Source organism: Terribacillus saccharophilus, assembly GCF_046592895.1.
Classification (GTDB): Bacteria; Bacillota; Bacilli; order Bacillales; family Amphibacillaceae; genus Terribacillus; species Terribacillus saccharophilus_D.
In genome coordinates, this window is the sequence record NZ_JAWVPU010000002.1 from 674,515 (window position 1) to 694,222 (window position 19,708).

The 19,708-nt window shown below is 42.3% G+C and carries 16 protein-coding genes; 6 read left to right on the top strand and 10 right to left on the bottom strand.

Annotated elements, in window-relative coordinates; genetic code table 11:
• Positions 1-24: 24 nt before the first annotated feature.
• A complete protein-coding gene (locus tag SFC66_RS09205) occupies positions 25-1,374 on the top strand; it encodes an MFS transporter (RefSeq protein WP_411218392.1) in 1,350 nt (449 codons plus the stop codon).
• Between the two features lie 83 nt (positions 1,375-1,457).
• Here the strand turns inward: SFC66_RS09205 and SFC66_RS09210 are convergent, their stop codons facing one another.
• Positions 1,458-2,639, bottom strand: coding sequence for an MFS transporter (locus SFC66_RS09210; RefSeq protein WP_411218393.1), 1,182 nt, complete (start codon positions 2,637-2,639; stop codon positions 1,458-1,460).
• Between the two features lie 293 nt (positions 2,640-2,932).
• On the opposite strand from SFC66_RS09210, the gene SFC66_RS09215 reads away from it, so the two are divergent.
• Complete coding sequence (locus SFC66_RS09215; RefSeq protein WP_411218394.1) at positions 2,933-3,409, top strand: pyridoxamine 5'-phosphate oxidase family protein; 477 nt, start codon at positions 2,933-2,935, stop codon at positions 3,407-3,409.
• Between the two features lie 373 nt (positions 3,410-3,782).
• Here the strand turns inward: SFC66_RS09215 and SFC66_RS09220 are convergent, their stop codons facing one another.
• Both SFC66_RS09220 and SFC66_RS09225 read right to left on the bottom strand, forming a co-directional pair.
• The gene (locus tag SFC66_RS09220) at positions 3,783-4,055 is read right to left on the bottom strand and encodes an HPr family phosphocarrier protein (protein ID WP_411218395.1); all 273 of its coding nucleotides are present in this window, start codon (positions 4,053-4,055) and stop codon (positions 3,783-3,785) included.
• A 118-nt stretch (positions 4,056-4,173) separates the two neighbouring features.
• On the bottom strand, positions 4,174-5,214 hold the full coding sequence (locus SFC66_RS09225) for an NAD(P)-dependent alcohol dehydrogenase (RefSeq protein ID WP_411218396.1): 1,041 nt from the start codon (positions 5,212-5,214) through the stop codon (positions 4,174-4,176).
• Positions 5,215-5,444: 230 nt separating this feature from the next.
• Between SFC66_RS09225 and SFC66_RS09230 the strand changes: the two genes are divergently transcribed.
• Positions 5,445-5,864 (top strand): MerR family transcriptional regulator, encoded by a 420-nt coding sequence (locus SFC66_RS09230; protein ID WP_411218729.1) that lies wholly within the window; start codon positions 5,445-5,447, stop codon positions 5,862-5,864.
• 207 nt (positions 5,865-6,071) lie between these two features.
• Here SFC66_RS09230 and SFC66_RS09235 read toward each other — a convergent pair whose 3' ends face one another.
• Positions 6,072-7,334, bottom strand: coding sequence for an MFS transporter (locus tag SFC66_RS09235; RefSeq protein ID WP_411218397.1), 1,263 nt, complete (start codon positions 7,332-7,334; stop codon positions 6,072-6,074).
• A 27-nt stretch (positions 7,335-7,361) separates the two neighbouring features.
• On the bottom strand, positions 7,362-9,059 hold the full coding sequence (locus SFC66_RS09240) for a CocE/NonD family hydrolase (RefSeq protein ID WP_411218398.1): 1,698 nt from the start codon (positions 9,057-9,059) through the stop codon (positions 7,362-7,364).
• A 314-nt stretch (positions 9,060-9,373) separates the two neighbouring features.
• On the opposite strand from SFC66_RS09240, the gene SFC66_RS09245 reads away from it, so the two are divergent.
• A complete protein-coding gene (locus SFC66_RS09245; protein ID WP_411218399.1) occupies positions 9,374-10,102 on the top strand; it encodes an IclR family transcriptional regulator in 729 nt (242 codons plus the stop codon).
• A 132-nt stretch (positions 10,103-10,234) separates the two neighbouring features.
• Here SFC66_RS09245 and SFC66_RS09250 read toward each other — a convergent pair whose 3' ends face one another.
• Positions 10,235-11,410, bottom strand: coding sequence for a NupC/NupG family nucleoside CNT transporter (locus SFC66_RS09250; RefSeq protein WP_411218400.1), 1,176 nt, complete (start codon positions 11,408-11,410; stop codon positions 10,235-10,237).
• A 431-nt stretch (positions 11,411-11,841) separates the two neighbouring features.
• Here SFC66_RS09250 and SFC66_RS09255 point away from each other — a divergent pair, with 431 nt between their 5' ends.
• Together SFC66_RS09255 and SFC66_RS09260 are read left to right on the top strand one after the other, a co-directional pair.
• Positions 11,842-12,288 carry an AraC family transcriptional regulator gene (locus tag SFC66_RS09255; RefSeq protein WP_411218401.1) on the top strand — a complete coding sequence of 149 codons (447 nt, stop codon included), beginning with the start codon at positions 11,842-11,844 and terminating at the stop codon, positions 12,286-12,288.
• A gap of 53 nt (positions 12,289-12,341) precedes the next feature.
• Positions 12,342-12,854: a DUF6141 family protein gene (locus SFC66_RS09260; RefSeq protein WP_411218730.1), complete on the top strand. Its 513-nt coding sequence runs from the start codon at positions 12,342-12,344 to the stop codon at positions 12,852-12,854.
• Positions 12,855-12,882: 28 nt separating this feature from the next.
• Here SFC66_RS09260 and SFC66_RS09265 read toward each other — a convergent pair whose 3' ends face one another.
• The 4 genes from SFC66_RS09265 to SFC66_RS09280 form a co-directional block, all read right to left on the bottom strand.
• Entirely contained in the window at positions 12,883-13,323 is a 441-nt protein-coding gene (locus SFC66_RS09265) for a PH domain-containing protein (RefSeq protein WP_411218402.1), read from the bottom strand.
• Between the two features lie 98 nt (positions 13,324-13,421).
• Positions 13,422-14,924: an FAD-dependent oxidoreductase gene (locus tag SFC66_RS09270; RefSeq protein WP_411218403.1), complete on the bottom strand. Its 1,503-nt coding sequence runs from the start codon at positions 14,922-14,924 to the stop codon at positions 13,422-13,424.
• Between the two features lie 61 nt (positions 14,925-14,985).
• Entirely contained in the window at positions 14,986-18,546 is a 3,561-nt protein-coding gene (locus SFC66_RS09275) for a dynamin family protein (protein ID WP_411218404.1), read from the bottom strand.
• 87 nt (positions 18,547-18,633) lie between these two features.
• On the bottom strand, positions 18,634-19,677 hold the full coding sequence (locus SFC66_RS09280) for a C45 family autoproteolytic acyltransferase/hydrolase (RefSeq protein ID WP_411218405.1): 1,044 nt from the start codon (positions 19,675-19,677) through the stop codon (positions 18,634-18,636).
• Between the last annotated feature and the right edge of the window lie 31 nt (positions 19,678-19,708).

Genomic DNA, 19,708 nt, shown 5'->3' on the forward strand with positions numbered 1-19,708 from the left:
TTACATTGTATGGTTTTTTTATGCATGCTACGATATTGCAAACGCAGGCTGCATAATTCAGCTTTTACAGAGGAGCGGATTTATATATCGACTAACAGAACGGTAGCAGGAGCACAATCTTCATCCATACAAAACTATATAGAGTCACCTGAAAAACAAAAAGCATTATACAGACGTACTTTATTTGTGGTAAGTATTTCTCAAGTTTTCGGCGGAGCTGGATTAGCAGCAGGAGTCACCGTCGGCGCGCTGATTGCCCAGCAAATGCTTGGTACTGACGCATACGCCGGAGTCCCTACCGCTTTATTCACTTTAGGTTCGGCTGGAGCTGCATACTCTGTTGGCAGACTTTCACAACGTTACGGACGGCGGACTGGTCTTTCAGCTGGATTCATCATTGGAGGAATTGGAGCAATCGGGGTCATACTTGCTGCTATGATAAACAGTATTTTACTTTTACTTGTTTCTCTATTGATTTACGGCGCAGGAACAGCAACCAATCTGCAAGCACGTTATGCAGGAACCGATTTGGCTAGCAGCAAGCAGCGGGCAACAGCTATAAGTATGACAATGGTTTTCACGACACTCGGTGCCGTCGCCGGACCCAACTTAGTAAATGTAATGGGGCATTTTGCTGAATCTATCGGCGTTCCATCGCTTGCTGGCCCTTTTATTTTAGCGGCCGCAGCCTATATTTCAGCAGGTCTTGTTTTATTCTCTTTACTCCGACCAGAGCCATTACTGATAGCAAAAGCAATTGAAGCGGCTAAGCAAAATCCTGGCAATATCCATCATGTAAGTAAGGCTGAACAAACGCATGACAAGAGTGGTATATTCATCGGTGCGACTATTATGATCATTACACAAATCGTCATGGTAGCCATTATGACAATGACACCGGTACACATGAATCATCATGGACATGGATTAGGGACAGTAGGTCTTGTCATTGGTTTTCATATAGGTTCCATGTATTTACCTTCTCTGTTTACAGGTATTCTCGTTGATAAATTAGGGCGTGTGATAATGGCTGTGGCTTCTGGTATTACATTACTTATGGCAGGCTTGGTAGCAGCATTTGCTCCTGCAGACTCGATGACTCTGCTTGTGATCGCTCTATCCTTACTTGGACTGGGGTGGAATTTCGGTTTGATTAGCGGCACCGCACTCATTGTTGATTCAACTGAAGCAGCTAACCGGGCAAAAACCCAAGGTACCGTGGATGTCTTGATTGCATTATCCGGCGCTGCAGGCGGCGCTTTATCAGGGTTGGTTGTCGCAGGTTCCAGTTTTCCGACTTTATCGATACTTGGAGGAATTCTATCTGTTTTATTGGTACCTTTGATGATCTGGTATTACAGAAGCAGAATGTAATGAAAAGGCTGACGAGGAATTCTCGTCAGCCTGTTTGTATGAAATACTTATATTCACGATAAATATGTTAACCTGCTCATCCGTTACACCTGCTCCTGAAATTTTGGGAGGAAGAATCCAATCAATGCACCTGCCAGCGGAAGAAACGACAGAATGGTGAACACTGTAGCAACACCATAAGCATCTGATATACCGCCCATAAATACCGAGCCGATACCGCCTGCTCCTACTCCAAATCCAATCGCCAAACCTGATGCAAGGCCGATATTCTGCGGCAACATATGCTGCATATAAACAACACTGGCAGAAAAAGATGATAGTACACTGAATCCGAAGAATAACAGTACAATTACTGATAACACGCCATGCACATGCGGAAATACAAGTGCAAAAGGGGTGGCAATCAGCATCGAGAAAATCAGCAATCGCTTCGTGCCAATCTTATCTGCCCAAATTCCCCCAAGGTAAGTACCAAGAGCACCTGCCCCTACGAATACAAAGCTTAATATTTCCGCTTGCTGTACGGATAGGGAGTCCATGAAAAATGGCAAAAAGACCACTACCCCGATTTGGCACCATGATCTCAGTATGATGATGCAGGAAAGCAGGCTTGCGCCTATATAGTTATTTGCACCTTTTATTTTCTTGCTTGATTTTGCATTTTGACTGATAATCAGTTGTTCTTTTAACCAGGGCAATATCTGACACGTGATCAGGATCGAGATGATCGCAACTGGAATAAGCCAAATCAGTCCTTTGATGCCTGTATAAGTGATGAAGACAGAAACGATGAGCGGACCAAAGGCTTGTCCTGCATTTCCTCCCACTTGGAAGATAGCCTGCGCCAAGCTCTTTTTTGAACCAGCAGCTAAATGTGTCCCTCTTGAAGCTTCCGGATGAAATGCGCCTGAACCAAGTCCGGAAATAGAAATGAATAACAAAAGCCAAGGCAGAGATGGCGCAATCCCTGTTAGTGCCAGTCCCATGATTGAAAAGAAAACACCTGCCGGGTAGAGCCATATACGCGGCTTTCGATCTGCAAATAAGCCAAACAGCGGCTGGGAAACAGATGAAGTCAAATATGACAACAGCACAATCAAAGTTGATTGCGTATAACTCAGTTCAAATGCCTGCTTATATAACACGACTAAAGCAGGCACCATCCCCGTCGTCACCAAGTCATTTAAAAAATGAGATCCGCTAAAAGTAAATACAGCCCGCCGATGAAGCGGTTCCTGACGAACTGATGGTTGGGAAGTACCCAATTGATGCACCTTCTTCTAATGTGATTTACCTCCAATATTTTATCTTATTCTAAATAATATGTCATGATTTTACGCTAATATTACAAGACAAACAGTGAAATAATGCTTTTTTTTGTTATAAAAATACGAAGTGACTTCAAATCAAAAGCAACCTCTTGGTAGGCCCTCAAATGGTATGTAAATAATCGAAAAATCGCATTCGCTATCCGCCGCGATGCCATTTCCCTTAACAGGTTAAAAAATCATACAAGGGGTATTATTCCTATATAGACTTTAAAAAGGTGGGAGAAATCATGAAGCAGGAAGAATTGGAAACACTTAAAGAGTTAATCAAAGATGTAGACACAGCGATGCTGACTACGGTAACAGAAGAAGGACTCGTTTCTCGTCCGATGAAAACGCAAGAAGTGGAATTCGACGGTGATTTATGGTTTTTCACTAAAAAAGAAACGGATAAGTATGAAGAAATTTTACACGATCAAGATGTCAACGTATCTTACGCAGGAAAATCCTATGTTTCCGTTCGCGGCAGAGCAGAGATCGTAGAGGACATAAATAAGAAGAAGGAACTGTGGAGCAAAGCATATGAGAAAATCATGCAAACCTCTTACGATGATTCCAGCGTGGTCTTGATAAAAGTAAAAGCAGAAGCAGCCGAATATTGGGATACGGGCAATTTCAAAAAACAGGTTGCCTTTCTATACAAGCGGATGAGAGGGCAAAGTTCTGAATCGACAGATGTCAATGAAACAGTTGAATTGGATAAATAACCATACGCAGAAAAGGCAAGGGTTCATTCAGTTGAAACCTTGCCTTTTTTCTATCGACCCTTCCACTCTATTCTTTCCATTATAGTAAGTTTGTACTTGTTACCCGTGTGAAGGCCTTTCAAACGGTAGAACCATGAGTGGAGAAAAAAAGCGATTCCCTTCTTCTCGGTTATAGCAGGCATTTTTGTCGTCTTATTACTCATGGAAGAAACATTCGGTTTGAATACAAGTTTTGATTATATTACCGTCCAGGACAAACCGTGATTAGGTGCGGATAAGGGTACAGGTCGGAATGATAATCGTTGGCAAGTAAACTTGGTCTGGTTTTTATATCGATTCATTGATATTCTGCATCTAAGCCATGTCCCTACTATCATTCGTTATCAGCAGTTGAACTTATAACAAGACTCTTTTTCAATGCATCCATCGCAGCTTCCTCATCACTTCCATTAACAGCCAAAGTGATTATATCGTCATCTTTTACATGTAAGTCCATCACTTTCATTATATCTTTTCCATCCGCAGAAGCGTCATTCTTCAAGAGAATGACATTACTTTTAAAGGCGTATGCTTTAGATACGAATAAGACAGTATTTCTCGCCTGCAGACCTCGTGAAACTGTCACTGTAAGTTTGGTCATCAGCATTTTTCACATTCTCTTTTAAAGGTTTGTTCAAAGTTACTCTATCATTGATAAAAATAGCAGTTTATAAGAAAAGAAAGGATGCCGTATCGAGGACATCCTTTCCTAGTTTTCATTCCATTTACAAAGTGTTTGTATCTATAACAAAACGATACCGTACATCAGAAGCCAATACCCGTTCATATGCCTCGTCGATTCGATCGGCCGAGATGACCTCGATTTCAGGAACAATGTTATGTTCCGCACAGAAATCCAGCATTTCCTGTGTTTCCCTGATACCGCCGATCATGGAGCCAGCAAACGTACGACGCTGACTGAGAAGGTTGAACACATTGAGTGACAACGGTTCAGCCGGTGCTCCGACATTAACCAGAGCTCCATCTAGTTTCAACAGGGAAAGATATGCGTCAATGTCGAGTTTTGCACTAACCGTGTTTAGTATCAAATCGAAAGATCCAGCTAATTTTTCAAATGTTTCCGCGTCACTGGTAGCATAGTAATGCTCTGCCCCAAACTGAAGACCATCCTTCTTTTTCCTAAGTGATTGAGAAAGCACCGTTACTTCGGCACCCATGGCATTCGCAATCTTTACAGCTAAATGTCCAAGACCACCCAGCCCTACTACCGCCACCTTTTTTCCTGGGCTTGCGTTCCAATGGTTAAGAGGCGAATAAGTCGTGATTCCCGCACATAACAAAGGTGCAGCAGCATCAAGTGCAATATTATCGGGAATTCGCAGAACGAAACCTTCTGTCACTACGATATGACTCGAGTAGCCTCCTTGCGTTGGCTGACCATATTTGTCCACGCCAGCATAAGTCGGCACAATTCCTTCATGACAATATTGTTCTTCTCCCTGTTTGCAGTTATTGCAATTGCCGCAGGAATCAACCATACAGCCGACACCTACTCGATCGCCTACTTTGTATTTCGTAACTTCCGACCCGACATCCGTCACGATACCAGCAATTTCATGTCCGGGAACAAGCGGATAATCTACTGACCCCCACTCGCCTCTTGCTGTATGGATGTCAGAGTGGCAGATACCTGCATATTTGATTTCAATCAGTATATCATGTGTATCAAGGTCGCGCCGCTCGATCTCGGCAGCTTGAAAAGTTTTGTCCGGCCCATCGACGGCTCTTGCTTTAGCGATTACCATATCATATAACCTCCAAAAGAATCAGTTTGATACAAGAGAAACGATTCAAAAGTTGAATTTTTCACACTTTTACCTCTTGTTACCATTCATCCTAAGCTATAGAGTGGACTCTAAGTCAAGGAATAACCCTTGATTCCTCACCCATGATTACCAAAAAAGCATTGCTGCTAGTAAAAGAGATTGATATAATTCGTCACATCAAAGGTTCTAAAAAGTTTAGGAGCGATATGATGAAAACCTATACAATCAGCGAAGTTGCCAAAGAATTGAACGTTACAGCTTATACGCTCAGATACTATGATAAAGAAGGTCTTCTGCCATTTGTCGAGCGCACCAGCAAAGGCCAGCGACTATTCAAGGAATCCGATATCGCAGCACTTAAAATCATTGAATGCCTAAAAAATACCGGAATGTCGATAAAAGGCATTAAAAACTTCATCGATTGGTGCGCAGATGGAGATTCCACTCTGCAGCAGCGTTTTGATATGTTCATGGAACGAAAAGCCGCCGTTGAAAAACAGATAAAAGATCTGCAAGATACACTGGGACTCATTGAACATAAATGTCATTATTACAAAACTTCTTTGGAAGCCGGGACAGAAGCAATTCATAAACAAGACAAACTAGAAATACCGGTGACAACAACTTAATTTGAAGGCCTCCTTACACATTTGCATGTAGGCCTTTTGGATTCATGTAAATTGCTTCTTTCAAGTGATAGAGTCACGAATGTGCATACAACAAATCAGCCTTGGTAAGGTAAATGTGCTAAATAATAGAAATCAGGCTGTCGAGAGCATCGACAGCCTGATTTCTTTGAAAAAGCTATTAGTTTGGTTAGTGTAACTTTCAGTCCGTCACACTGCCTTTTCTTCTTTGAGAACAGTTATTTTCCTTCTGAAAGAATACCCTAGCAGTATACAAACGTAAGCGATTACATAAAAGACAAGATTGAGATTTATTGACAGCGTATAACTTCCTGTACTGTCGAATAATACGCCTGCCAAAGTCGCCGCTATAGCCGAAGCGAATGAACCGACCATCGAAAGAATCGAGAAGATTTGGCTGTATTCTTTATTACCAAAGGTTTTCCTGACAAAGTATGGAATGGCTACCAATACGATACCCTGACCCAAACCGAGGAGGAATCCACAAACGATTAGCGCCTGTTCACTTGGGAAGAAAATCAGACCGCCCCATCCAACGATGCCAGAAATAGCGTATAAACTAATCACTATATTAGGATTCATAAGATCCAGTAAAACGCCAATCAGAGCTTTTCCGATTGCTGCTCCAATCATGATACCTGATACAACGCTTGCTCCGACTGTCAAGCTGAACCCGAGATCCACTATATGACCGGAAATATGCTGCACAAGTCCTCCAGCAATCGATAATGAGAAAATAGTAATCAAGTAGAAGTAAAACGATGGTGTACGGAAAGCCTCTTTCGCCGTTATTCCGAATACTGTTTGTTTGGCTGCAATCTTATCGATGCCATTGTTTGGTTCTCTTCCATAAGGAAGTTCACCCTTACCCGGATCTGGTCTGAAACGGAAAACAAATAATGTGAATGGCAAGATACAAACTAAAATTAAAATCCCTGATAATATCGTTGCCGTTCTCCATCCTTGCTCGACGATTATATCACTGATGAATGTATTGAAGAAAGCGCCACCAATTCCGGAAATACCTAATGCAATTCCCATCACCAGTCCTAATTTCTTTTCAAACCAGTTTCCAAGCAATACTGGTATTGCAAGTACAAGAGCAAATGCTTGGGCTATTCCAATGATCGTCCACACAACTAAAAATGGAATGATCGTTTTGAAAGTGGCGAATAAAATGAACCCGCCTCCGAAAATCACTACACAAATCGACAATAATAATTGCGTATTAACTTTGGACATTATCTTCCCTGAGAAAATCAAAGTTATAGCACAAGCAACTGCCTGGAAAGTAAGTGTCAAGGCGAGTTGGGTTTTATTAAGACCTAGTTCTTCGCTCAGAGCATTAAAATACAAGCCATGTGTGTTGACGATAATGCCAAATCCCACGAACGACAATACACAGCACCCGATGAATATCGTCCATGGATTAGTAAGTTTCAACTTTTTCATAAAATGCACTTCCCATCATGATAGAATTCATATCTCTTTTACAGTCGGAATCATTACGCGACAGCCATTTTCCCCAAAATGAAGAAATTGTTTGGCAATGACTCCGCTTTTACCTACTGCAGCCCACGGTTTATTCGTATTGGAGTGAATATGATACATCGGATAATTAGAAGAAGATATATCAATTCTGATCCTAGAGCCTTCTTGAAACTGCCAAGCAATGTCCCATGTTTTTATTTCCAATTCCAGCATTTCATCTCTGTCATAGTTTAGCTTTCTGGATGAGTTGTTACGATAACCAATGGAGGTGATCCCATCTGCTACATTATAAGTCTCGCCATTCTTAAATTCTTCACAAACCTTAATCGTAAAGGCTGTATCTTCTGCAGATGAGCTGACCAGTAACTTGGCAATGATTTTTCCCATGATTTTCATGGATCCATTTAACGGATCAGTCTTGAAAGTCAGAACATCCTCCCTATCTTTATAATCCTCTTGGGTGATAAAACCATGAGGTATATCGGTGAAGCCTGGTGAAATCCAAGCCAAAAGTGCACTGCCTCCATTCGTAGTCACAGGGTTGGAAGGATTATATTCATAAGAAAGACTGCCTTCCCCTTTGGGATGATTAGTCAGTTTATAATCGCAATTCAAATACAATTGTGTTTGGTCACATTTTGGCGGCCAGTTCTCTACTTTTTCCCACTGCCGTTTTCCGATTACATAAACCTCTGATTCTTGCAGCCGTTTTTCTTCATGCATCTGATTGTCAAACCATTCATGCAGTGCAGAGATGTTCATAAAACCGAATTTGTCATAGAAAGGATAGTCTAGGTTACCAGTTGTATTACCTATGTGATCCCATGGACCTACTATCAGCTTACTTTTAGCTTTTATTGCAGGAAGCAGCGATTCATAAGCATAGATGGTCCCGTCTAGATGATGGTCTGCCCATCCTCCTGTAATAAGAATGGGAATATCGATTTTTCGCGGCATTTCTTTAAGGATTTGCCAGATGCTATCTTTCCAATAAGAGGACTCATTGGAACTTTCCTTCAAATAATGCTGATAAAACGGAAGCTTGACACCCAATAACTGCTCATCTCGCTGATCAGCCGGCTGAATTTGAAGCGCCTTACGGTACAATTCAGCTGGCGACAGTTCACTCTCCACCCCCGAATTAGCAAATGCCCAAGACGTATAAATATCTTCCCTGAACATACCATCCATATAAACCTGACTATGCCGATCCACACCAAACACTTCAATAGCCATGGTTTTTACTTCTTTTGGCAGACAGTCAGCTACTATCCATTGCGTGAATCCTGAATAAGAACGTCCGAAGGTACCAATATTACCATTCATCCATTCTTGCTCGGTCAACCATCTTAAACTGTCGATACCGTCATTCCTTTCATTTATGAAAGGCTCCCATTCACCCTCGGAATCACCTGTGCCGCGGCAGTCTTGTATGACCAAACAATAGCCATGTTCAACCAAAGGCATATAAACAGCTTCCAGCAATTCCTTATTATGAGGATACGGGTTGCGTGTGAATAATACAGGCCAGCTTTTTCCTCTATCCGGACGATATATCGAGGTAGCAAGTTTTGTTCCATCCCGCATGGGTATGTACTCTACCATATTGCTACTGTATGAAAATCGACCTTCAGGTAAACTAGCTTTGCTTTTTTTATACATATCAGAATCACTCAAACTCGTCATCTTTGTTCCCCCTTAGCACGCTATGACATTGCAAACATAAAGTGGTGGTTTGGATTGCAAAATCGAAAATCATAGATTTTGTTCTAAATCATTCGGATATATGGAATGCTATTCCAAAAACAGACCATAAAAGTGACATGCTATTTCTAAAAATGAGAACCCGCTTACATTATTCCATTATTCGGAATACCATTCTTTATGATCGAATAGTCTTATGTTACAATTGAAATCGTAGCATGCGCTTTCATTTTTTTCAATATTTATTTTTCTATAAAATTATAGGTGGTATTAAAATGGTCAATTCCAATGGAACGATGAAAACATTTGAGATCCTAAGGGCTTTTGTTGATAAACAAACAGAATGGGGAGTAAATGAGCTTGCTCGATACCTGGATTACCCGCCTAGTTCCTTGCATAGGATTTTAAAAACACTCAAGGAAGAAAATATACTGTACATGCATCCGGTAAAAAAGAAATATACAATCGGGAACGAGTGGATCAGAATTTCTTCCATAGTAAGTTCAAAGGCCAGCATAAGGACCGTTGCAAATCCTCTACTGCAAAAACTTTCCGTGGATTTAGATCAATCAGTCTATTTGGCGATCTATCATCCGCAGTATAAAAAGTTATCATTCATTTCTCGCTTCCAGAGTTCCAGTGCGCTTCAATATTTGCTGGAATTAGGCACCCTGCAGCCTATTCATGTAGCTGCCAGCGGTAAAGCCATCCTTTCTTTCCTGAATACAGATGAAATTATCGAGGTACTTCATCAAGAAGGAGTTTCCGTGGAAGAGCAAGCACAAATCAAACATGACACCGAAGAAATCAAAAAACAAGGATATTCTTTTTCTTTGAATGAGCGGAAAAACGAGTCTGTAGGTATCGGTGCTCCGATATTTGATGCTTCCAACCAAGTTATTGGCAGCATCATTTTAGCAATACCATTGAATTTATATGATGAGAGTAAAAAAAAGGAATTAATCGGCAGAGTTAAAGATGTCGCAAATGACATATCCTCTGCTTTGGGGTTTCAACAGGAATGATTTTACAACACTCGTTCGGATCGATTACGGATAATGTCCCTGTATGCTGCAGGTTTAAGTAATAAAAAACCCGGGAGGATAGACTTTTCTGCAGTGTCTATCCTCCCGGGTTTTATGCTCACTTATGACTTATTACAAAAATAGCCCTACCATCGTACCTGTCAAGATCGATCCCATTGTAGCTACCAATAGAACCTTCAGACCGACTTTAGCAAGCAGACTTGCTTGTTTTTGGTCGATTGCTTGTACTGTTCCGAGGATCATGCCGATGGATGAGAAGTTGGCGAATGAAATCAAGTATGCCGAAATGATGCCGACTGTCTTGGTGGACATATCAGGAACCATTTGCACGAAATCAGTGATTGCCACAAACTCATTGGCAGCAACCTTTGTACCCATGACAGATCCTGCGTTAAGGATTTCGGAAGCTGGAATCCCCATAATATATGCTACCGGCGCAAATACATAACCGATTAGCTCCTGGAATGTCATGCCTACGATGCCATCCAATACGAAATTGATCATTGCTAACAATGCCATATAAGTAATCAACATCGCCCCAACAATCAGAGCGGTTTTACCGCCTAAAATGGTACCGTTGCCGATTGCTTCGAAAAATGATTTATCCGTATTCATCTCTTTGATGTCGATATCATAATCTTCTTCTTTCGTAACAGGAGCTACGATGGAAGACAAAATCAAGCCAGAAAAGATGTTTATCGGAAGTGCCACAAGAACATACTCAGCAGGAATCAGCTGCAAATATGCACCAAGTGTCGAACAGGATACCGCTACTAGTGATGAAGTAGCGACGATGAACAGACGATTGGGACTTAGCTTGTGTATTTGTGACTTTACAGAAAGAATTGCCGTTGTATCCCCGAATATCATGGAATTTACCGCAACGAATGATTCGACTTTCGGAAGACCGGTTATTTTGGAAACGATACCGCCCACATACTTAATCGCCAATGGCAATAATCTAAGATAAGTTAAAATTGAAAGTAATGCTGAAACAAAAATAATCATCATTAACACATCAAGGAAGAAGTATCCTTTCGTTGACAAGTCTCCAAAGACGAAAGAGATGCCTTCATGTCCGAAAGATAGAACCTTCGAAAACACATCCACGATCTTCTTGATAATCGTTCTGCCGATTGCTGTATTCAGCAAGAACCAAGCCAATATAAGCTGAACAGCCAGCATGATGCCGACTGCGCGATAATTGATATTCTTTTTATCATTCGACATAGCCCAAGCGATAGCGACTAATACAAGTATACCTATTATTCCAATAATGATGGACAATTCTTTTACCTCCTACCCTGCAAGACCAACAATAGTCAACAGTGAAATCTTTTACTAGCTTTCGTAAATCTGACGTTGGCAATATGCACGCAAGGACGAAGCCCCGTAGCCTTACATCTTTATTAAAATCTTTCACCAATTACACAATTAACTGAAAAAATATTAATAAGATGTCTTACCACCAATCTGCTGGCATCTATTATGACATATATCACATAATGTGATAACACTTTTATAAGTAGTTCTATAATTTACATTTTTCCTAAAATACTTTTTAGTATGATAATAAAATATATTGATTAGTTTATGGAAAAGTATAGTTTTTTATCCTTTTTCAGACTGTCATATATTGATGCTGCTTTATGAAGTTTAAAAAAAAGGCTTGAAAAAGATTTTATATGCCATTACCTTCTAGGAAAGGAGGAAGAAAGATGAAAATGGAAAAGTTGCCATACTCCAGGATTGCATACTTCCGAAATACGGGCGAATATGGGGATAAGCAAAATAGAGAATTGATGGAGTCATTTAAAAAATGGCTGCAATATTATGATAACTTTGCAGACCGCTCCCCTATTTTAGGCATACCACAAGACAATCCAGCCGTGACACCAAAAGAAGCATGCCGTTATGATGTGTGTGTCCTGATTAACGAAGATTTCATGGTAGCAGAACCGGCTCAAGTTGGGTATTTTGCTGGCGGGAGATATGCTGTTTTCGTACTCGACCATACGAAAGAAGCAATCGAAGATTTTTGGGGAGATGTTTTTTCGGTGATGGAGACGCATAATCTTCCCATGAGAAATACACCGATTATAGAAAGATACACATCAGAGATGATCGAGAATCATTTGTGTGAAATATTGATACCCATCCAGTAGAGCGGCTGTCTACCACTTACTTTTCAGAGATATAAAAAGAAGGAGCGATAGCTATAAAATCATCCCTCATACTCTATAAAGAAGTTCAAAAATTGCAGCAGCCGATACTCTTCTTCATCGTCTTCTCCATTGCGGTTATAATGTGGATCGGCTTCATCCGGCAAGTTGTGTTACATATTCCGTTTGGTGATAAGCCAGCTTCGAATGGAGCGTTGATTGCTCTTTGGATCGTTTTCGGTATAGTGCTGCCTACACTCTCCCTAACAGCGATCAAGCTGATCATCGAAGTGCGAGCGGATGGTCTATATATACGCTATTTGCCTTTTCATCTTCAATTTAAGCGATTTTCATTCGCGGACATAAAACAATACAAGCAGCTGAACTACAGAACATGTAAGCGATTCGGCGGCTGGGGATTGAGGGTGAATCTCAAAGGGGAAACAGGCTATATCTCAAGCGGGAAACAAGGAATAGAATTGATGCTGGCATATGAAACGGTTGTCATAAGTACGGATGAACCCGAGGAAATAATAAAGGTGATGGATGAATTGAAAGTCATGTCCTGAGTAGCAGAATCAGTTGTGTCTTGACGTTTCATGTTTGGATTTCAATGTGCTCACAACGTGTTTCCAACTCACTCAAGAAGCTGTCATTGCATTCAGGAGATATCTTAACGCTTCCCCAAAATGAAATTTTATAATGAATCTCAATTGCATTCCTTGATGACAAAACTCTGTAACCAGTGAAAATATCCTTGGTCAGCGTTACTCTTGTCATATTGGCGTATGGAATCCGGCTTTTGAATGGTCCGCATTTTACCATTAAATGATCTTGATTGAATATATATTCAATCGAATAAGCGGACCATAAAGTAAAACCTGTCCCTAGTAAGAAAATGGAGATAAGCTGGAGAAATTCGTACAATTTTATATCATGAAAGAAAAATAGCGGCCAAGATGTTGCCAGCCACAATATCAAGACGATGATCATGAGGAAATAAACAAAGTAGGTATCCACCTTCGAACGAAACAGCATCGTGTTCTCACCCCCACTTTTTTATACGCAAATTCTATTTGCAAAGTTTCACATCATACAAAAAAGCTGCCGGAAAACCCGGCAGCTTGTGCTTAAATTCATTCTCTATCCAATGCCCGCAGTGCAGGACCTTCGGCAACCTCGCCGACAGCTGTGAAGCGAGATCCGTGACAAGAGCAATCCCACGTATGATCTGCGTCATTCCAAGCAACAGGACAGCCATTATGGGTACAAGAAGCACTCATTTCGTGAAGCTTCCCGTTTTCTTCCCGATAATACGCCATTGTCTGACCATCTTTTTCAAGGATAGCGCCTTTTCCGTTAGGTAGGTCATCTGGTTTGATGACTGTCTCATTACTGATTTCGGCTACACTGTCTTCGCCGAAACTTGTAGAATCTGCTTCTTCCATTTCGCGGTCGATTTTATACAGATCCGCAAATGGATTTTCTTTTTCATCAATTAAGTCGGCGAGCAATACAGCTGCAGCAACACCGTTAGACAAGCCCCATTTACCGAAACCGGTAGCTGTGTAAATCCCAGGTGCGTCATCACTCACTTTTCCGACAAAAGGAAGCTGATCTGTTGTCAGTAAATCATGACTTGACCAGTGCTCATATAATTCCTCGACGCCAAATTGCTCGTCGGCAAACTTATAAATCCGTTCATAACGATCAAGTACAGATGACCCATCACCTGTCACATGCGCTTCTCCGCCTACCAAGACAAAATGGTCTTCTCCTTTCTTCAAGCTGCGGATCGACCTTTTTGGATTCTCGAGGCTGATGTACATACCGTCAGCATAAGGCTTCTTCGATTTGATGGCGATACCGTATGAATTTTTTGGATTCATATTCGAAGAAAAGTATTCATTCTCAATCTGCAGCGGAAAATGCGTTGCACTGACAACATTGTTAGCTGTGATGGTATAGCCATTTTCTGTGTGAACCACAGGACGGGATTCTGTATCGAATGAAACTGCCAATGTTTGTTCATAGATGCTGCCGCCGCGCAGTTCAATCTCCTTCAATAATCCCACTAAGTATTTGACCGGATGGAATTGCGCCTGCTGACGCATCACTGCCGCTGCTTTGATCGGGAACCCGAGCGGGATGGAATCCGTCAGATAACCATCGATTTGCAGCTTCCGATATGCATCCACCTCTTTTTCGATTGTCTCCACACCTTCATCCAGTTCTGTATAGATGTATGCTTCCTGTTCCTCGAATTCGCAATCGATTCCATGCTCAGCAGCTGTGTCTTTTACATAGTTGATTGCCTGCAGATTCGCTTGGAAATAGTTTTTGGCAACTTGTTCGCCGTAGCGCTCGATCAAACCTTGATAAATGATGTCATGCTGTGCAGTCAGTTTGCTTGTCGTATAACCTGTCGTGCCGGAAATCAGTTCTCGTCCTTCGATCAATACAACACTCCTGCCGCGTTTGGTCAGTTCATAAGCTGTCGTGATACCGGCAATTCCTGCACCGATGACCAGAACATCCGTATCCAGATTTTTATCCAGTGCTGGGTAAGACGGCATCTCGATGGAGTTGCGCCAGTATGATGATGGTTTCTTTGAAAATAGTTTCTTCGTTTGTTCCATGACTGTTAACCTCCTGGACTATTTGCCTGTTTGGTTATACAGTATCCTAGATTTCCCTTGGTCAAACGTTTTCCGGAAAAAGGCGGACGAAAGTATCGATCGCTTGCAGCAGTTTCTGTCTGGAGGAAGCGTCGCTCAACGCCTGCAGCAGTCCTGTATAGTAGCTTGCCAGCTGACTTGCCGCCTGTTTCTGCAGCTGTTTTTCTTCACGTTGCCATATTGATTCATAATGATGTTCCATTTTGAAAGTATAATTCCGTATAATGTCAGAGAGTTTAGGTTCCATCAGCTTTAGCATTTCCTCTTTCAGCTTCTCTTTCTCATTATCCTGGAAAAATGATCTCGGACTACGATACAGCTTTTGTAAACGTGTGATTGCTTCTTCTTCAAAGCTGAAAGCTGTCTCTGGAGGCGCTGTCTCTGGCAGCTCATTTTCTGCTGCAGCTGAGAGTGTTATGGCGGCGTTCACCTCTTGTACTGTCTGCTCCAAGCCATGTTGCCACCGTTTTGTCTGTTCCCGGACAGTTCTATCGACACGGATGGTGACTGCTCGATACTCTTGTTCCAGTGCTATTCGAGTTAGATTGGCAAATTCTTGTATTTGCCGGGCGACTTCCTCTCTTCCCGCTGCGCCGCTGCTCTTGATCACAGATGGATTGAAGCATTGCTTGAACAGGTCATTCGCTTCGAGCAGCTGCCTTTCTTTTACATAATGCAGCTGTTTTTCGATGCGCTGGAGAATGGCTTGTTTGAAAACAGGCTGTGCATACGATTGCGCTAAGTTTACTGCCTCATGTTGTTCTTCCTTGTATTGGTTAAGCTTTTCTACCTTCGCTTCCTCATCCAGTTCCATTGCTTTTGCATATTCCCGAAGCTGTCCGTATTGTCTGTTCACTTCCTGCTGTGCGGCTTGGATCGTTACTTCAGTCAATTCATTGCGGATGAAATCATTCAATTCCTGTTCCAACTGCTGCAAGCCTGAACCAAGATTTTTGGCTGTTTGTTTTTCCTCTAGTCCCAGCAGACTGCTCAAAGCGAACAGACGCGGTTGTCTGATTTGAAAGTTCGCCAAATTGGCTGCCACATACGAAGTCACATATTCTATTTCTTCTTTATCACGAGCCAAATCACTCGCATTCACGATAAAGAACATATTATCCTTCTCCAAAGCACCCTTCACTTTGCCCAGCTGCTGCAATACGTTTTCATCCGCCTTGGAGAAGGCATGATTATAATATGTTACAAACAAAATCGCATCTGCATGCTTCATGAATTGGAACGTCACATCAGTGTGGCGCGCATTGACAGAGTCGGCCCCAGGCGTGTCGATCAGTGTGACGCCTTGCTTCAGGAAGTCATTATCCAGATAAACAGTGATTTGCTCGATAAAACAGCTCAATGTTTCTTTCGTGACATGGTCGCTGAATTCCTCATAAGGAATACGTCTTTCAGAACCGAGTTTAGCTTCTGCTGCTGCGTAGCCGCTTTGCACAGCTTGGAGAAATGCTTGATGCCTTTTATCCTGCACCAGTTCAGCTGGATTCCCGGACAGAAACTGCACCAATGTAAGCTGCTTGCCACTGAGACTTTCCATGTCCATTTCAACTTGCGACCGGGATTTCCATTTGACGACAACCGTCTGATGCGGGTGCTCGTCAGTTGCCTGTTTCAGCATATTGATCGATGCGGTAGTCGGATTCGGTGACACTGGCAGCACTTTCTCTCCAAGCAACGCATTGGCAAAAGAAGATTTCCCGGCACTGAATGCACCAAAGAGAACCAATGTGTAATCTTGATGCATCAATTTCCCTTGTCTATTCTTGAGATCTTCTATTGCAGATTGAAAACCCTCCACACCTTGCAGGGCAGTTGCCGCCAGCTCTAGATTATGAGCCATTTCCTCTGGTGAATATATCGCATTTGCTATTCTTTGGACACTTGGTTCTTTTGTCTGGGTATCTTCCGTACCGGCAGCGGTATGCAGCAACTTCGAACTTTCGCCTGGTTTATATCTAGCTTTCAGCGCCTGCTTTGCTTTTTCGATGCCCTCAGCAGACATGCGCTGATTGGTTTGTAAAATACGTTTCTCCAAATCTTCCAAAGACAATTTCACCTGCAGGATATCATTGTCTATTTGATCATTTTCTATTCTCTTTTGTTTTTCCTGTTTTTCCAACCGTTCTGCCTGTTGAGCCGCATTTCGCGTTGTATCGATGGCAGCTTGCACTACTTCCAGGGCTGCTTTTTTATAAGCCAGTTTGATGTGATCTTGGACTGCTGCTGTATATACAAGTGTGTACGTTCCATTCATGCTTGCCCCTGTCTGCACATGCTGCTCCAGTAAATCATCAGGTAATGTCACGCTGAAATCTTGCAATAAAGACTGCACAGCTTCCGTATACACCTCATTTTGATTCGCCCACTCACCCAGTTTATCGCGCAGCCGCCATAACAGCTGCTTTTCGATTTGCTGCTGCAGCATTTCCATTGTTTTAGTGCGGCGATGCTCACGTTCTTCGGCAGTTTTCCGTCTGCTGCCGAAAAGTCCTACCTTAAAGTCGGGAAAGGTGGATTCCAAATATTTTTCGGCTGCATCACGCACTTCAAAAGGAATCAAGTTGGCATTTTTCAATGTTTGCTGGATTGTTTCCCGACCAGCTTCTTCCGCCGCTGTTTGCTGCCTTCGCCAATTCTCGGCTGCAGATGCAGCTGAACCATCCAATTGATGCTGCTGCTCCTTCAATAGCTCTATCTTTTCTACAGCTTCTTGCTTTTGTTCTTGCAGGTAAGATGCAATAAGGCGCTGTCTGCCCCGCTCCAACCCCGCTTTGTGCAATTCATCTCTATGTGCCAGCATTGCCTGCATTTTTTCCCGGACATCCTGCAGCTGATTATACTTGTGACCTGGTTCTTTCAAGGTGGTATAAAAAACAGCTTGTGGTGTGATATGCCATTGCTCGAATACTTGTGCTACACCTTCTTGAAATGCAATCCAAGATAGCTCTTCTTCCCGATGCTTATCTATTTGGTTGATAATCAAATAAAATGGCTGATTTTGCTCCGATAGCTGCTGTAAAAAGAGCAAATTGACTTCCGATTGCACATGATTATAATCGGTCACATAAAACATACAATCGACAAGATGCAAAGCAGATTCCGTCATCAAACGATCAGCATCATCACTTGCGTCGATCCCAGGCGTATCCATCAAAGCGATTTTGTCAGGAAGATTTGTTTGAGGATCTTGAATTTCAATCCTCTGAATATCCTTTTGGCGGCAGTAAGTGTCCAGCGTTTCCTTTTTATATGGCGCTGGCAATACATACTTCGTATCAACTGTGTCATATGCCATCACACTCGGCTCCCCATGCTGGATTGTCACGATGTTGGCACTCGTTGGAATCGGACTGGCAGGAAGCACATGATCACCGAGCAATGCATTGATCAGTGAGCTTTTTCCGGCTGAAAAATGACCGGTAAAGCAGATATAAGCTGTCTCCTTTTCTGCCTTCTCTACTAAATCAAGCGCTTTTTTTGTATATTGTGTTTTCCTTTCAGCTTCGAAAAATTCATATAAGTGAGACAGACTGTACAATTCCGCTGTTTCTGCTGTACGCCGCACGGTTGATTCCTCCTCATGTATGCGCATTCATATTTTTTATTATAAAACAGGAAAACCGCACTTACCATTGTAAATGCGGTTTTCTTCTCATTCTCCCATATATGGAATGCGCACATCAGTATCCAAGTCACCGGTGAATTGGCTGAAGGCTAGCTCCTCACCCTTTAGCCAGCTGCCAAAATCGACTTCAACCGGCGGCTGATTCCCTATCGCAAAGCCCATTTTCAATTCTTTTGGCTTGTAAACAGATGTATGAATCGTCCCACCCCAATTGCGATACTGATCAGAGAACACATCGTATTCTGGATCGTTCAAAAGGTGGAAACCTTCCTCGGCGTCGATATTATCATGGTAATGTTTCTTGATATTATCAAATCGCCGCTCACTATCCACCAGATGATGCCGATTTTCTTTTGTCAGCACGTCAAAGTGATTTGTACTGTAGCTTGCTTCCCTCACTGCAGTACCGCGCGGGCTTCCTTCTACGACGCGACGGATACCGGAGGCATCGTTTATCAGATAATTGAAGGAATGGCGATGCGGCATCTCAGTCAATTTCTCCACTGCTTCTTCCGTCGTGGAACAAGTTTCGAGAATGATACGCGAAAGCATATTACAGATAAAGCCTTCCTGCGGAAATCTTTGATGGACAAAATTATAGCCGATCGTCAGCCCTTTCTCATTCATGCCATCAATACGGCCGAGAATACGCTGAGATGGGCCGATGGTAGCGAAATATTCCTGTTCGGATGGCTGGTATAAAAGAAAACGCCCCTCATATGTTTTAGGATGATAATCATAATTCCTCGCAAGAAAATCATTGCCGGCAACGATCGAACAGCCCGAGTTGATCCATTCCTGCTGGAAACCGCTGTAATCCATCAGCGTATCTTCGATTGATAAGCCAAGTGCGTCGCTGAGTCCGGTCAATTCTTCATAAATGCCAGGGTGGTAGCTGCGGAACATACGAAAAGCATCTGTTGGATCGACCGTAAACCTGCGGCGATTGCGTTCTTTTTGTTTTTGCTGGTATGCATATAATGGTGTATTTTTAAGGCGCTCCCCTTGCATGACGCCGAAATCATAATGTGATCCACGGTAAGTGAAAACATTGGAAGTTATCTGTTTCATAGGCGGACCCTTCTTTTCTGTATAGTATCTA

Bases quoted from the DNA above. Each gene is read 5' to 3' on its own strand.
- SFC66_RS09265 (WP_411218402.1), bottom strand. From the start codon at position 13,323: ATGCTGTTTCGTTCGAAGGTGGATACCTACTTTGTTTATTTCCTCATG.
- SFC66_RS09205 (WP_411218392.1), top strand. From the start codon at position 25: ATGCTACGATATTGCAAACGCAGGCTGCATAATTCAGCTTTTACAGAG.
- SFC66_RS09215 (WP_411218394.1), top strand. From the start codon at position 2,933: ATGAAGCAGGAAGAATTGGAAACACTTAAAGAGTTAATCAAAGATGTA.
- SFC66_RS09245 (WP_411218399.1), top strand. From the start codon at position 9,374: ATGAAAACATTTGAGATCCTAAGGGCTTTTGTTGATAAACAAACAGAA.
- SFC66_RS09225 (WP_411218396.1), bottom strand. From the start codon at position 5,214: ATGGTAATCGCTAAAGCAAGAGCCGTCGATGGGCCGGACAAAACTTTT.
- SFC66_RS09255 (WP_411218401.1), top strand. From the start codon at position 11,842: ATGAAAATGGAAAAGTTGCCATACTCCAGGATTGCATACTTCCGAAAT.
- SFC66_RS09280 (WP_411218405.1), bottom strand. From the start codon at position 19,677: ATGAAACAGATAACTTCCAATGTTTTCACTTACCGTGGATCACATTAT.
- SFC66_RS09235 (WP_411218397.1), bottom strand. From the start codon at position 7,334: ATGAAAAAGTTGAAACTTACTAATCCATGGACGATATTCATCGGGTGC.
- SFC66_RS09230 (WP_411218729.1), top strand. From the start codon at position 5,445: ATGAAAACCTATACAATCAGCGAAGTTGCCAAAGAATTGAACGTTACA.
- SFC66_RS09240 (WP_411218398.1), bottom strand. From the start codon at position 9,059: ATGACGAGTTTGAGTGATTCTGATATGTATAAAAAAAGCAAAGCTAGT.
- SFC66_RS09220 (WP_411218395.1), bottom strand. From the start codon at position 4,055: ATGCTGATGACCAAACTTACAGTGACAGTTTCACGAGGTCTGCAGGCG.
- SFC66_RS09270 (WP_411218403.1), bottom strand. From the start codon at position 14,924: ATGGAACAAACGAAGAAACTATTTTCAAAGAAACCATCATCATACTGG.